This window comes from Mesorhizobium waitakense, assembly GCF_056431085.1.
The window spans coordinates 121,806-136,699 of record NZ_JBWKME010000018.1 but is presented as its reverse complement, the minus strand read 5'-3'; the positions used below and the strand labels follow the sequence as shown (position 1 = coordinate 136,699).

Here is a 14,894-nt window from a genome sequence, read left to right as displayed (position 1 = left end):
ATGTTGAATCAGAACCGCGATGATTTGGGAATCCTACGACTCCTATAAAGCTCATCCCGCTCTAGCAGTCTTGAGAAAGCGTTGGCAGGCATTTTCAAGTCGTCCAAAGCCGAGCGACGCGTCCTAATCGAAATACTCGCCGTTTGCGGTGTGTTTCAACCAAGGGGCAAAGGGGGTTACTTCCGTGAGTTTACGCTTGCCTGTGAGCGCAAGCACACCGGCCAGCATCTTAACGACTGGAGCTATCCAGCTATCTGGTGGCGAGGGTCAGACGGTGTAAACGAGCCCGCGCTTGCGTCGTACTTTCCCAGCCTATGATTGGCCGCATTCAGCGTTAGGCACGAGACGCTATTTCCTCGCTGCTTCGACCGCCTTGAAGTCCAATAGTCGAAGTCATTGTAGAATTTCCGCACGGAGGCTCTTCTATGTCTCAGGCCGGGGATTTGAGGTGATCGATGAAGGCGCGCAGCTTCGGCAAGACCTGGCGCTTGCCGGGATGATAGAGGAAGACGCCCGGCGTCGAGCCGGCAACGTCGTCCAGTACCGACTTGAGTTTTCCTTCGGCGATCGGACCTTCGGCGACGGGTCGAGGCGTCTGCGCCAGCCCGACGCCCTGCATGGCAGCCCCAAGCAACGTCGGATAATCGTGCGCGATCAGCGGGCCTGAGACCATCGCCTCGATCGCCTCGTTGCCGTCGACGAAGGACCACGCCGCGATCGCGCCGTTCGAACGGCGCAAGCGCAAGCAGGCGTGGTGGCGCAAGTCGTCGACACGCTCGGGGCGGCCGTGGCGCTCGAGATAGTCAGGGCTGCCGACGACCACGAACGCGAACGGCGGCGTGAGCCGCACCGCCACCATGTCGGCGGCGATGAACTGGCCAAGGCGGATACCGGCATCGAACCCGCCGGTCGCGAGATCGACCATCTCGTCGCTCGCGGCGATCTCCAGCTCGATCTCGGGATAGGCTCGGCAGAATGATGCGATCATCGGCTCCAGGATCAACGGCACGACGGCGCGGGGCACGGACAGGCGCAGCAGCCCGGTCGGCCGCTGGCTGGCGTCGCGCACCGCCTCGCCGGCAGCGACGAGTTCCTCGAAGGCAGGGCCGGCACGGTCGAGGAACCGTTGGCCAGGCTCGGTCAAGCCGACGCTGCGCGTCGTGCGGACGAACAGCGCCGTGCCCATACGCGCTTCCAGCGCGCGCACCGCCTGGCTCACGGCGGACGGTGTCACGCCGAGGTCCGCAGCAGCACGGCGGAAGTTGCGGTGCCTGGCGACAGCCAGGAACGCCTCGACGCCTTCCAGCGCACCGTGTCGGACTGTGTAGTTCTGCTTCATGGGTTGTTGTGATTACAGCGGATAGTCGAATTATGGAAGCGGGCTTAGGTAATCGATTGAAGCTCGCTTGCCAGCTCGGCTGCCTGCCAAGGCTGCGTGAACCAATCGTTGAGAGGAGACCAAATGTCCACGGAAGTCCTGTTCCAAACCCATCTCGTTCTGGGCTATGTCGCGTGGCTGCTTTGCTTCGGGGCCTACGGCCTGCCGTGGCTGAGGTCGATGGACCGGGTCGCGGCGCAACGCGTCATTGCAACCTTGCACAGCTTCCGCTTCTTCGGGCTGGTCTTCCTCGTCCCGGGCGTCGTCAGCCCCGATCTGCCGGCCAGCTTCGCCGTGTTCGCCGCCTATGGCGACTTCGCGACAGGGGTGCTGGCCATGCTGGCGCTGCTCACGGTGAGGATACCTCAGCTCTTCTGGGCGTTCGTCGTCGCCTTCAATCTCGTCGGGATAGTCGACCTCATCGTCGACTATTACCATGCCGTCCAGATCGACCTTCCCGCTCGCGCGGGGGAATTGGGCGCCACCTACGCGATCCCGGTCATCTATGTTCCGCTGCTGATGATCACGCACATCGCCGCATTCTATTTTCTGGTGCGTCCTCGGCAAACCGCGGCTTGAACCGTCGCGGACTACTCCTTCGCCGCCTCGGCGGCCTTGATGTCGAGCAGGCCGTAGCCGAAATCATTGTCGCGGCCCTTCGGGCCGAGATCCCTGGCCGTTGCCGCCAGCGCCTTCTCGATGCCGTCGGCCGAGCGGTCGGGCGCGGCATGGATGAGATTGGCAATGGCGCCGGTCACGATCGCTGCCGCGAACGAGGTGCCGGTGACCACGTCCGAGCCGGCGCCGCTCGGCGCCACCATCTCGACGCCAGGCGCCGAGATGAAGACATAGGCGCCGCGATTGGCTTGCGGCATCAGCCCGTCCTTGGCGTCGGTGGCGGTCACCGCGATGACGCCGTCGAAGGCCGCCGGGTAGCCATAGGGCGCCTTCGGCCCGTTGTTGCCGGCGGCGGCGACCAGCACGATGCCGAGCGCCCGCGCATTGCGGCAGGCGACTCCGAGGAGGTCGTTCTTCGGTCCGACGAAGCTCATGTTGATGATGCGCACGTCCTGGCTCGCCGCCCAGTCGAGCGCCGACAGGATGACGTCCATGGTCGACTTGCCGCCTTCGAAGGCGCGGGCGTGGTAGATCCTGGCGCCGGGCGCCATGCCCTCGAGCGCGCCGACGCCGGCGATCAGCCCGTCGACCGAAGTGCCGTGATCGCGCTTTTCGATCGGCACGTCGGGCATGGCGTCGAACTGCCCGGCGATGACGCCTGAGAGCGCCGGATTGCTGTCGTCGATGCCGGTGTCGATCACCGCGATGCGGACGTTTTCGCCGCTGGCCTGTTTGGAATCGAGCGCGATGCGCTCGAAGGCATAATTGACGATGCTGGCGGCCTGCTGCAGCGAATAGACATGGTTGGGTTCGCGCCGCTGGGTGCGGCCGTCGGCGGCCAATTGCGCCAGCACGACGCCGACGGGGCGGCCGTCGGGAATGCCGAACCGCACCAGCGTGGTGCCAAGCAGCCGCGACTGTCGCTGCGAGCGCACCTGGAGGCCGAACGACGCAGCGATCTGCTGCACCGCGCCGGCATCGCCGTCGACTGTCACCAGCACCTCGTCGGGCACGAAATCGCCGGCTACCGCGCGCGGCGGCAGAACGGCGATGAGATCGGTCGGAGAGACGATCGGGCCGCCAGGCGGCGGGCCGGCCTGGTTGTTGGCAGGCGGCGTCGCCGGGTCCGGCCGTGGCGTCGGCGGCGGTGCCGGGGGCGCAACCGGATTGGGGAACAGGTCGACGATCAGGGCTGGCAGGAAAACGGCGCCGGGCTGCGCCGCGCCCGACCCGCCCGTTGTGTCGCGGCCATCCTTGGCGCAGTCGGCGCTTGCCGCATTGGTCGCGTCGCTGCAGTCGATTTTCGTCGGATCGGGATTGGGGGCGTTGGTCTGCGCCGACGCAGGCACGGCGGCGATGGTCATCGCCGTCGCCAGAGCAATTCCAAGAAAAGTGCGTAGCGGTTTTCTGTCCGGAATTGCGTCAAAACAAGCAGATGGAGCGGGTCGGCGTTTCCGTGAAACGGTGAACCGCTCCAGGATTGCCGCAAATCGAATGACCGCCGCCTCAGCCGCCATCAACCGGTTTCCTTCCCTCGATCACAGTCTCGATGAAAGGCTGGGCGGCAATAAGGCCGAGCTGCTTAGCGTAGTCGGCGGCGTTGTCAGCGGGAATACCAAGCCGGAACACGCCATCGGCGGTCGGTCCGCCGATGATCTTCAGCCCGTTGTTGCCCAGAAAGCCCGAAATGTCCGACATCTTCGCATCCGGCTTGAACTTGACCAGGGCGAACGGCATTTTCGCCAGATCGCCTTCCGCACCGGCAATCTCGAAATCCTTGCCCTTGCCGCCGGGCTGAACAAACGACTGCACGATGATCAGCGCCAGCAGAACCGCGGCCGCCGCCCAGGCGACACCGACCGGCACCGCCATGAAGCGGCCCCATGCCTGCGCCAGCCAGGACGCGCCCGCCGGCGCGCGTGCAGGTCCGGCCTCGGCGTCGAGCGCTTTGGCGAAGCGGCTCAGCGCATCGGCCGGCGGGCGGATCGCTTCGTTGGCGGCGGTGGTGCCGGAGAATTCGGCTTCGGCCTCGCCAAGGGTGGCCAGCGCCGCGGGATCGCTGGCCAGCCATTCCTCGACGGCTTCCAGGTCCGAGCCTTCCAGCGAGCCGTTCAGATAGAACGGCAGCAGCGTTTCCATTTCGTCGCGGCGCGACATCTTTTCAGCGGCGCTCATGGCCACCCCCTGTCGTAACCGGCGGCCTTCAGGGCCTCGCCGAGTTTCTTGCGGGCGTAGAACATTCGGGTCTTGACGGTCGCGACCGGAATGCCGAGCACCTCGCCGATCTCGCCCACCGACTGCCCATGATAATAGGCAAGATCGATCACCGTGCGGTGCTCTTCCGGCAAGGCGTCGACGAAGCGTCGCAAGGCGGCAGCCTTGTCTTCCTTCATGGTGACGACTTCCGGCGTGTCGGCGCTGTCGGGCACCGCGGCGGCAGCCTCGTCGTCGATCCAGTCTTCCTTTTTCTTGCGCAGCGAAGACAGCGCCTTGAACCGGGCGATGCCGAGCAGCCATGTCGAAACTTCGGAGCGTCCTTCGAAGCCTGGCGCCTGCCGCCAGAGTTCGAGGAACACCTCGTTCGCGATGTCGTCTGCCATCATTTCTGATCCCGTCTGGCGCGCCACGAAGCGGTAGACCCGCGCGTGGTGACGCATGAACAGGAGCCGCACGGCGGCACGGTCGCCCTTCGCGACCCGGTCGACAAGAGCGCGATCGGTCTCCGTCGCTGCCGTCATGGCCGGTCGAGCCGCCTGGCTCCTGTCTGCTCTGTCGCTGATTGGTCCAAAAAGGTTCATCCTCCGCCAAGGAATTCGCGGAGGCTAACCGAAGAGTGGGGCGGTTGCCAGAGGTGAGGAACGTCCCGCTGAAGGCGGGTCAATCTACAACGACATGTCGGGCAGGCGACGCTGGTGCTTCGCGACAATCCTCCTTCCGCCCGAGGGGGAAGGGAAGGCGCCCACTCAACTCAAAAACGACTTCGCTTTCATTGTCGCGGGCACCGGCACGCCGAGGCGGCTCAAGATGGTCGGCGCCAGTTGCAGCTGGTCGAGCAGCATGTCGGCCTGCGGTCCTTTGCCGGGCCCGAAATAATACAGCGCGAAATCCTGCATCTCGTCGTCATGGCCGCCATGATGGCCGCGATCGGTCTGGCCGTGGTCGGCGGTGACCATGACCTCGTAGCCGGCCTCGATCCAGCGCGGCAGGAAGGCGGCCAGCATGCCGTCCATCGCATAGACGGCATGATCCATCTCGTGACAGTCATGGCCGAAGCGGTGGCCCATCGAGTCCAGCGTGCAGGTGTGCAGGATGCCGTAATCGATGCCGTGGCGCCTGGTCAGCATGGTCAGCGTCGCGAACAAATCGACGTCGCTCGGCGTCATCTGGTTGCGAAGATTGTAGCCGGTCATGGTGTGGAACCGCCCATGCGTGATCGGTCCACCCGGCTCGTCGAATTCCATGTCCTCGACCAGGTCGAAGGGATGGGCGCGGAAGAATTCCGACCAATAGGAATGGGTCACCGCACCCGTTTTGCCACCAGCCTTGCTGACTTCGGAGAAGATGTCGGGTTGTTCGACGCGGAACCGGTTCTCGTTGGACAGGATGCCATGCACCTGCGGCGAAACCCCGGTGTGGATCGAGGCGTAGCAGCAGGCGGAGGTCGACGGCAGCACCGAGCGCATCTTCCAGACGCTTGCCTCGCCCGATTGCACCCAGCCCTCGAGATTGCCCATCAGCCGGCGCCAGTTCCTGTAGGGGACGCCATCGAGGATGATCAGCAAAAGTTTTGTCTTGAGCGCCACGGGCGGCTCCCTGCGATTGACCAGTTGAAATCAGAACGCCGTGCACCGCTGGGCACACGGCGTTCCGTTTATGAACCAAGGATAGGCTAGGCGGTCAGCCAGCACGCGCCAAGGGCATAACCGTCCATCATCTCGCCGTTCGGGTTCTTGACGTAGCCGGCGATCTTGTTGGTGGCGGCAGCGTCGATGAACTGGTTGAAGAACGGCACGATCAGCCCGCCTTCGTCGCGCATCAGCACCGCCATGTCGTGGTAGATCGCCTTGCGCTTGGCCTGGTCGAGTTCGGCGCGGGCGGTGAACAGCATCTTGTCAGATTCCGGCCGCTTGAAACGCGTGTCGTTCCAGTCGGCGGTCGAGACATAACCGGTGGAATACATCTGGTCCTGCGTCGGCCGCCCACCCCAATAGGAGAGCGAGAAGGGCTGCTTGTTCCAGACCTCCGACCAGTAGCCGTCGCCGGGCTCGCGCTTGATCTCGATCTTGATGCCGGCCTTGGCGCAGGACTGCTGGTAGAGCTGGGCCGCATCGACGGCGCCGGGGAAGGCGACGTCGGAGGTGCGCAGCAGGATCGAGCCGCTGTGGCCGGACTTCTTGTAGGCTGCCGCAGCCTTTTCCGGGTCGAACTTACGCTGTTCGATATCGCTCGAAAACAGCGGATAGGCTTCGTTGATCGGGAAGTCGTTACCGACCGAGCCATAGCCGCGCAGGATCTTCTCCAGCAATTCATCGCGGTCCATGGCCAGCTTCAGCGCCATCCTCAGGTCGCTGTTGTCGAAGGGCGCGGTGTCGCAGAACATGTTGAACGGATAGTAGCCTCGGCCCGACACGTTCTCGATGGTGACGCCGGGGATGCGCTTGACCAGATCGACCACTTTCGGCTCGACGCGGTTGATCAACTGCACCTGCCCACCTTGCAAGGCAGCCAGCCGCGCCGTCGCGTCGTTGATGACGACGATCTCGATCTGGTCGGCATGGCCCAGCTTGTCGCCCTGCCAGTAGTTGGCGAAGCGCTCGCCGCCGTGGCGCACGCCGGGCTGGTTGACGGTGACCTTGTAAGGCCCGGCGCTGATGCCGGCATTGGGATTGTCCTTGCCGCCATTCGGCTGGATGACAAGGTGGTAGTCGGCCATCAGATAGGGGAAGTCGGCATCGGCGTCGCCGAGCGTGACGATCACTTCCTTGCCGCTCGGCTTGATGGCTTTGATGTTCTTCAGCACGCCGAGCGCGCCCGATTTCGATTTTTCGTCGGCGTGGCGCTCAAGCGTGGCCGCGACATCCTCGGCGGTTACGGTTTTGCTGTTGTGGAATTCGATGCCGTCGCGCACCTTGATGGTCCAGGTCTTGGCGTCATCGGAAGCACCGATCTCCTCGGCGATCTGGTTCTGGACGCCGCCTTCGGGTGTCAGGCGCACGAGGAATTCGCCCCACTGCTTGCCGAAATTGTAGGTGACCTGGCTGAGGTTCAGCGCCGGGTCGAGGCTGTTGGTCGATTCGCCGCCTTGCAGTCCGGCCTTGATGATGCCGCCCTTGACCGGCGTCTGGGCGAAGGCCTTGCCGGCCAACGTCGTGGCCAGTGCCGCCGAGACGCCAAGTGCCGCGGTGCGGCCGAGGAAGTCGCGACGCGATATCCGGCCCTGTCCGGCGAGTTCAGCGAGATGGTCGAGTTCAGTGTTCATGTCCTACCCCCTTTTCTAAAACAACATCACACGGGCGGCGCCCGTCCAAAGGGACGTGTGGCAATCTAATGTTGCATGCGGATGACGGCAGGCGTGCCTGGACCAGCGGGTCGGGTCTATCCCTGGTCTGACGCAGTTCCGGACGGGAAACGGTTCACACTTTTCCCGGAATTGCCCTAGTTCCCCGCGCTCGCCATGCGCCGTCCCTTGATCGCCTTTTCCAGCCAGCCGATCTCCATCTCCGGGACCGACGACAGAAGAAGGTCGGTATAGTCGTCGAAGGGCGGGCTCAACACCTTGCTCTTCGGGCCATAGCGCACCACTTCGCCGCGATACATCACCGCGATCGAATCGGCGATCGACTTCACCGTGGCGAGGTCATGGGTGATGAACAGATAGGCGACGTTCTCCTCCTTCTGCAGCTCGAGCAGCAGCTTCAGGATGCCATGCGCAACCAGCGGGTCGAGCGCCGATGTCACCTCGTCGCAGATGATCAGCTTCGGCTTGGCGGCGAGCGAACGGGCGATGCAGACGCGCTGCTTCTGGCCGCCGGAAAGCTCGGCCGGGTAGCGATCGGAAAAGCCCTTGCCCATCTCGATCTTGTCTAGCAGTTCGGCGACGCGTTTGTCGCGCTCGCGGCCGCGTATGCCGAAATAGAATTCCAGCGGCCGGCCGATAATGGTGCCGACGGTCTGGCGCGGGTTCATCGCCACGTCGGCCATCTGGTAGATCATCTGCAACTGACGCAGATCCTCCTTCGGCCGGTCGGCCAGCCGGTTTGCCAGCGGGCGCCCGTCGAAGGTGACGGTTCCTTCCTCGGGTGGCAAAAGCCCGGTGATGGCGCGTGCCAGCGTCGACTTGCCGGAGCCGGATTCGCCGACCACGGCCAGCGTCTGGCCCGGATAGATGTCGACCGAGACGTTCTTCAGCACTTTGATATGGCTGCGGCCATAGGCGGCGGTGACGTTCTTCACCGACAGGAACGGTGTCGTGCCGGGCTTCTGCTCGGCGTGCTCGATCTCATGCACCGACACAAGCGCGTTGGTGTATTCCTGGCGCGGCTCCTTGATGATCTGCCGGGTGCCACCCCATTCGACCAGCCGGCCATGGCGAAGCACCATGATCTCGTCCGAAACCTGGGCGACGACGGCAAGATCGTGGGTGATGTAGAGCGCCGCCACATGCGTGTCGCGGATGGCGTCCTTGATCGCCGCTAGCACGTCGATCTGCGTCGTCACGTCGAGCGCCGTGGTCGGCTCGTCGAAGACGATCAGGTCCGGCTCGGAGCAAAGCGCCATCGCCGTCATCACGCGCTGCAGCTGGCCGCCCGAGACCTGGTGCGGAAAGCGCTCGCCGATGGTTTCGGGGTTGGGCAGGCTGAGCTTCTTGAACAGCGCAACGGCGCGCTTCTCCGCCTCGGCGCGTGTCGCCGTACCGTGCTGCAGGGTGGCTTCCACCACCTGGTCCATCAGCTTGTGCGCCGGGTTGAAGGCGGCGGCCGCCGATTGCGCGACGTAGCAGACCTCGCGGCCGCGCAGCTTGCGGAAGCCGTCCTTGCCGCCCTTGAGGATATCGCGGCCGTTGAGGATCACCTCGCCGCCGGTGATGCGCACACCACCGCGGCCATAGCCCATGGACGACAGGCCGATGGTCGACTTGCCGGCGCCGGATTCGCCGATCAGGCCAAGCACCTTGCCCTTTTGCAGAGTCAGCGAGACATCGTGCACCAGCACGATGTTCTTCGGCGGCTCGCCCGGCGGGAAGACAGTGGCTTCGATGCGCAGATTGCGGATGTCGAGCAGGAGGCCAGAGTTCGCTTTGCTGTCAGCCATCACCCGCGTCCTCCCTTCAGGCTGGTCGTCCGGTTGAGCACCCAGTCCGCAACCAGGTTGACGGAAATCGCCAGCATGGCGATTGCCGCCGCCGGGATGAGCGCGGCTGCGATGCCGAAGACGATGCCGTCCTTGTTTTCCTTGACCATGCCGCCCCAGTCCGCATCTGGCGGCTGGACGCCAAGGCCGAGGAACGACAGCGTCGACAGGAACAGCACGGCATAGATGAAGCGCAGGCCGAGTTCCGAAACCAGCGGCGACAGCGCGTTTGGCAGGATCTCGCGGAAAATGATCCAGGCGCTGCCTTCGCCGCGCAGCTTCGCCGCCTCGACATAGTCCATGACGTTGATGTCGACGGCGACAGCCCGTGACAGGCGATAGACGCGGGTCGAGTCCAGAACGCCCATCACCAGGATCAGCGTCACCAGGTTGGTCGGCAGCACGGAGAGCACGACGAGGGCCATGATCAGCGTCGGGATCGACATCAGGAGATCGACGAGGCGCGACAAAAGCGTGTCGAACCAGCCGCCGAACACCGCCGCCGAGAAACCGAGAATGGCGCCGAGCGAGAACGACAGGGCGGTGGCAAGCACGGCGATGAAAAGCGTGATGCGAGCGCCGTAGATCATGCGCGACAGGAGATCACGGCCGAGATTGTCGGTGCCGAGCCAATGCGTTGCCGACATCGGTTCCCAGACGTCGCCGACGATCTCGCCATTGCCGTGCGGCGCGATCCAGGGTGCGAAGAGCGCCGCCAGCACGAACAGTGACGTCAGCACGATGCCGATCAGCGCGGGGATGGGGATGCGTTTGATATCGAGCATATCCGCCCCCTATTTTGGATGTCTGAGACGCGGATTGGCGACGATAGCCCCTATGTCCGCAATGATGTTCAGGCTGATGTAGACGGCGGCGAAGATCAGGCCGACCGCTTGCACCACCGGCACATCGCGCTTGGTGACGTGGTCGACGAGATACTGCCCCATGCCCGGGTAGACGAAGATCACCTCGACCACGACGACGCCGACGATGAGATAGGCGAGGTTGAGCATCACGACGTTGATGATCGGCGCGATCGCGTTGGGAAAGGCGTGCCTGCGGATGACGTTGAATGCCGACAGGCCTTTCAGTTCGGCCGTCTCGACATAGGCCGACTGCATGACGTTGAGGATCGCCGCGCGCGTCATGCGCATCATGTGGGCAAGCACCACCAGGGTCAGCGCTGTCGCCGGCAAGGCGATCGCCTGCATGCGCTCGCCGAACGGCATGCCGTCATAGACGGTCGAAATGCCGGGGAAGATCTGCCATTTCACGGCAAAGAAATAGACCAACACATAGCCGATGAAGAATTCGGGAAACGAGGTCGAGGCCAGCGCCAGTCCGGAGATCAGCTTGTCGACCCAGCCATTGCGGTAGCGCACCGCGATCAGCCCGAGGATGATCGCCAGCGGCACGGCGACGATCGCCGCCCAGAAGGCGAGAAACAGCGTGTTCCACAGCCGGTCCTTGATCGACGTCGCGATGTCCTGGCCGCTAGACATGGCTGTGCCAAGATCGCCGGTGAGCACGCCGCCGAGCCAGCGGAAATACCTGATATAGGCCGGATCGTTGAGGCCGAGCTGCTCGCGCAAATTGGCGAGCGACTCCGGTGTTGCCGATTGTCCGAGAATGGCTTGCGCAACGTCGCCGGGCAGGATCTGGGTGCCGGCGAAGATCAGGACCGAAACGGCCAACAACAGGACGATGCCCAGCGCAACGCGCTGGGCAATTAGCTTCAGGATGGGTGAAGACATATCCGCAAAGCCGGGCTCAGGCCTGGAGCCAGCACTTCGCCAGGGCGTAGCCGTTCATCAATTCCTGATGCGGATCATCGACCCAGCCATCGACCTTGGCGCCGGTCGCATCGATGAACTGGTTGAACATCGGCAGGATCAGGCCACCCTCGTCGCGCACCAGGACAGCCATGTCGTGGTACATCTGCTTGCGCTTGGTCTCGTCGAGTTCGGCGCGCGCAGCCAGCACCATCTTGTCGAAGTCCGGACGCTTGAAACGCGTGTCGTTCCAGTCGGCGGTCGACAGATAGGCGGTCGAGTACATCTGGTCCTGCGTCGAGCGGCCGCCCCAGTAGGAGGCGCAGAAGGGCTGCTTGTTCCAGACCTCGTTCCAGTAGCCGTCGCCGGGCTCGCGCTTGAGCTCGATCTTGATGCTGGCCTTGGCCGCGCTCTGCTGGAACAGCTGCGAGGCATCGACAGCGCCCGGGAAGGCGACGTCCGAGGTCCTCAGCAGCACAGTGCCGTCGTGACCCGACTTCTTGTAGTGGAACTTGGCCTTGTCGGGATCGTACTTGCGCTGCTCGATCTCGGTGAACAGCGGATAGGACGAATTGATCGGGAAGTCGTTGCCGAGCGAGCCGTAGCCGCGCAGGATCTTGTCCAGCATTTCCTCGCGGTCGATGGCCAGCTTGAGTGCCATGCGCAGATCGTTGTTGTCGAACGGTGCCGTGTTGCAGTGCATGATGAACACGTAGTGGCCAGGACCCGCGTGGTTGCGGATGGTGACGCCCGGCAGGCGCTTGATCAGGTCGACGATCTTCGGCTCGACGCGGTTGATCATGTTGACCTGGCCGCCCTGCAGGGCCGCCGTACGCGCGGTCGCATCGTTGATGACGATGACTTCGATCTGGTCGGCATGGCCCATCTTGTCGCCCTGCCAGTAATTGGCGAAGCGCTCGCCGCCGTGGCGTACGCCGGGCTCGTTGGTCTTGACCACGTACGGGCCGGCCGAGATGCCGGCATCCGGCTTGTCCTTGCCGCCGTTCGGCTGCACGATCAGGTGATAGTCGCTGAGCAGATAGGGCAGGTCGGCGTTGGCCTCCTTCAGCGTCAGCACCACTTCCTTGCCGCTCGCCTTGATGGTCTCGATGCCCTTCATGTAGCCGAGCGCGCCGGATTTCGACTTTTCGTCCGAATGGCGCTCGAGGGTCGCGGCGACGTCTGCCGCGGTCACCGTCTTGCCATTGTGGAATTCGACGCCGTCGCGGATCTTCAACGTCCACACCTTGGCGTCGTCCGAGGAGCCGATCTCCTCGGCGATGCGGTTCTCAAGCTTGCCTTCCGGCGACAGCTCGACGATCATTTCGCCCCAGCACTTGCCGAAGGCGAACGGCACCTGCGTCATCATCAGCGCCGGATCGAGGCTGTTGGTGGATTCGCCGCCGACGAGGCCGGCCTTCAATGTGCCGCCCTTGACCGGGCCGGCCGCGCGCGCCGCACCTGAAAGCAGCGAGTTGGCGAAGGTCGCGGTGACGCCGAGCGCTGCCGCCCGACCGAGAAAATCACGACGGCTCAATTTGCCGGAAGCGACTCGCCGGCTAAGGAATTCCAGTTCGTTCGACATGTTGAGTTCCTCACTCTGTTGGTTCGACTCTGCGGTCGTTTTTCTTGTTTCTTGTGAGGAGAATAATGACCGCAAGGGAAAGCGGTAAGCAAGACCGAATGCGACATGCCGTGGCGTAAATCGTACGTCGCATTTGGACCAACCAACTCCGTGGTCACAGGAGGACGCGCGGCACCCTCTCCTCGAAGTTACGCTCGAAAATGAGAGTTTCGCCCTCATAGGCCTCGATTCTGGCGCTGACAATGAAGTTTTGCGCGTCCGATCTCATTTCGGCTGACGTCTCGGTGCGCACCGACCATCCATTTCGCGACAGGGTCTGCGTCCAGTGCGTTTTTCCTGAAGCCGCCAGGGGATCGTTCGGATGGATCGTCCAGGTCTCGCGGGCGATGCTGCCATTGGCCAGGCCATGGGCAAGATCGCGCACCTTGCCAAAATCATCCGTTATGGAAAGCGTCACAATTCCGGTCTTCTCGTCGCGATCGACATGACGCTCGGAATTGGCGGCGCGGATCGTCTCGGTCGCCCAGGGAGTGGCGCTTTCCGGCTCGGCAAACGTCACTTCGTTGCCTGTCGCCAGCGGCCGCAGCGGCAGGGCCAGCACGGCGGCCGACAAGGCGAGCCGGACCGGCTCCGGCGACGGCCAGATCATCGGCCAATAGGCATTCGACACGGCAATGCGCAGATGGTGGCCTGCCGGCACTCGATAGGCGCATTGATCGAGCACCACGCGCGCCGACACGGTTTCGCCCGGTACCAGCGCCTCGGGGAATTCGTGCGAATTGCGATGTGTCAGATTGAGCACGCCGTAGGAAATCAGTTCCGAGGCACCGTCAGGGTGCACGTCGCACAGCCGGATCGCGATGTTGGCCTGCGGGCGGTCGGAGGACAGCCGCACCTCGACTTCGGGCGCGCCGACGATGTCGATCGCCTCAGTGAGTTCCGGCTGGTCGAAACACACCGACAAAGCGTCATCGGGGCGCTGGTCGCCGGGCAATTCGGGGCCGAAGGTGAACGGAAAATACTCGCCGCCGGCAAGGCCGCAGCTCTGCGGCGAGGCAACGATGGCGGGCTTGCTACCGTCGGCGATAAGCTCGATCGATTGCGTCTTGATGGCAGGCGACCGCCATTCCTGCTCCGCCACCCAGCGGCCGGGCCGTTCGGGATGCCAGCGCGCTGGACGCACGCTGTCCATGACATAGGCGCGGTAGGCGGGCTCGGCCTCGACGCCGGTGTCGATGCCCTTCAGCCAGCGATCCCACCAGCGCAGCGCCTCCTGCAGGAAGCCGATGGCTGGGTTGGGTGCCGCGTAATGCGGGTATTTGTGGATCCACGGGCCGACGATGCCCTTGACCGGCGCCTCGATGTTGGTGACGAGGTGCGAGATGGTGTTGCGGTAGCCGTCATGCCAGCCGCCGATCGACAGCACGGCGGCCTTGACGGCGGAAAAATCCTCGCAGATCGAGCCATGCTTCCAATAGGCATCGCGGTGCTGGTGGCTGAGCCACAGCGGCGCCAGGAACGGCTGGTTCTCCAGCCGGTTGAGCCACATGTCGCGCCAGCGGTTGCCGCCGGCGAAGAGAGGATCCGGCGGCCGTGACGAATAGGACAGCATGGTCGATGCCCAACCGAAATTCTCGATCAGCAGGCAGCCGCCCTTGTAGTGGATGTCGTCGGCATAGCGGTCGACGGTCGAACACAGGCTGATGACAGCTTTCAGCGCTGGTGGTTGCTTGGCCGCCACCTGCAGGCAGTTGAAGCCGCCCCAGGATATGCCCATCATGCCGACATTGCCGTTGCACCAAGGTTGCGATGCCGCCCAGGCGATGACGTCGCAGGCATCCTGCAATTCCTGCTCGGAATATTCGTCGTCCATCAGCCCTTCGGAATCGCCGTTGCCGCGCATGTCGACGCGGATCGAGGCGTAGCCGTGGCCGGCGAAATAGGGATGCGTGAGCTGATCGCGAAAAATGGTGCCGTCGCGCTTGCGGTAGGGCAGATGCTCGAGGATCGCCGGCACCGGATCGTCAGCCGCATCTTCAGGCATCCACACCCGCGCCGACAGCCGGCAGCCGTCCGGCATGACGATGCCCATCATCGGGAATTCAACTACTTTGCGGGGGAATTCGGTAACGATTTTCATGCCGCCACATGATGGAGCCGCCGCTGGCGCGTCATGGGCCAGCCGACGAAA

Annotated in this window: 12 protein-coding genes; 1 reads left to right on the top strand and 11 read right to left on the bottom strand. The window is 63.8% G+C overall.

The window, feature by feature from the left end; all coding sequences use genetic code 11:
- Nucleotides 1-430: 430 nt before the first annotated feature.
- The gene (locus AC07FD_RS06215) at nt 431-1,339 is read right to left on the bottom strand and encodes a LysR family transcriptional regulator (protein WP_478349119.1); all 909 of its coding nucleotides are present in this window, start codon (nt 1,337-1,339) and stop codon (nt 431-433) included.
- Between the two features lie 123 nt (nt 1,340-1,462).
- Here AC07FD_RS06215 and AC07FD_RS06210 point away from each other — a divergent pair, with 123 nt between their 5' ends.
- Complete coding sequence (locus tag AC07FD_RS06210; RefSeq protein ID WP_478349118.1) at nt 1,463-1,957, top strand: hypothetical protein; 495 nt, start codon at nt 1,463-1,465, stop codon at nt 1,955-1,957.
- Between the two features lie 11 nt (nt 1,958-1,968).
- Here the strand turns inward: AC07FD_RS06210 and AC07FD_RS06205 are convergent, their stop codons facing one another.
- The 10 genes from AC07FD_RS06205 to AC07FD_RS06160 all read right to left on the bottom strand — a co-directional run bounded on the left by AC07FD_RS06205 (nt 1,969) and on the right by AC07FD_RS06160 (nt 14,843).
- Entirely contained in the window at nt 1,969-3,360 is a 1,392-nt protein-coding gene (locus tag AC07FD_RS06205; RefSeq protein ID WP_478349117.1) for a S8 family serine peptidase, read from the bottom strand.
- Nucleotides 3,361-3,502: 142 nt separating this feature from the next.
- Nucleotides 3,503-4,171 (bottom strand): anti-sigma factor, encoded by a 669-nt coding sequence (locus tag AC07FD_RS06200; RefSeq protein ID WP_478349116.1) that lies wholly within the window; start codon nt 4,169-4,171, stop codon nt 3,503-3,505.
- A complete protein-coding gene (locus tag AC07FD_RS06195) occupies nt 4,168-4,734 on the bottom strand; it encodes a sigma-70 family RNA polymerase sigma factor (protein WP_095084313.1) in 567 nt (188 codons plus the stop codon). The genes AC07FD_RS06200 and AC07FD_RS06195 overlap by 4 nt, the downstream gene beginning before the upstream one ends.
- A 225-nt stretch (nt 4,735-4,959) precedes the next feature.
- A complete protein-coding gene (locus AC07FD_RS06190; RefSeq protein WP_478349115.1) occupies nt 4,960-5,799 on the bottom strand; it encodes an alkaline phosphatase family protein in 840 nt (279 codons plus the stop codon).
- A gap of 86 nt (nt 5,800-5,885) precedes the next feature.
- Nucleotides 5,886-7,475, bottom strand: coding sequence for an ABC transporter substrate-binding protein (locus tag AC07FD_RS06185; protein WP_478349114.1), 1,590 nt, complete (start codon nt 7,473-7,475; stop codon nt 5,886-5,888).
- A gap of 176 nt (nt 7,476-7,651) precedes the next feature.
- A complete protein-coding gene (locus tag AC07FD_RS06180; RefSeq protein WP_478349113.1) occupies nt 7,652-9,307 on the bottom strand; it encodes an ABC transporter ATP-binding protein in 1,656 nt (551 codons plus the stop codon).
- Nucleotides 9,307-10,131 carry an ABC transporter permease gene (locus tag AC07FD_RS06175; protein WP_095083047.1) on the bottom strand — a complete coding sequence of 275 codons (825 nt, stop codon included), beginning with the start codon at nt 10,129-10,131 and terminating at the stop codon, nt 9,307-9,309. Before AC07FD_RS06175 ends, AC07FD_RS06180 begins: the two co-directional genes overlap by 1 nt.
- A gap of 9 nt (nt 10,132-10,140) precedes the next feature.
- Nucleotides 10,141-11,100: an ABC transporter permease gene (locus tag AC07FD_RS06170; RefSeq protein ID WP_184873155.1), complete on the bottom strand. Its 960-nt coding sequence runs from the start codon at nt 11,098-11,100 to the stop codon at nt 10,141-10,143.
- Nucleotides 11,101-11,116: 16 nt separating this feature from the next.
- Nucleotides 11,117-12,703 (bottom strand): ABC transporter substrate-binding protein, encoded by a 1,587-nt coding sequence (locus tag AC07FD_RS06165; protein ID WP_478349112.1) that lies wholly within the window; start codon nt 12,701-12,703, stop codon nt 11,117-11,119.
- A gap of 154 nt (nt 12,704-12,857) precedes the next feature.
- Entirely contained in the window at nt 12,858-14,843 is a 1,986-nt protein-coding gene (locus AC07FD_RS06160; RefSeq protein ID WP_478349111.1) for a CocE/NonD family hydrolase, read from the bottom strand.
- Nucleotides 14,844-14,894: the final 51 nt, after the last annotated feature.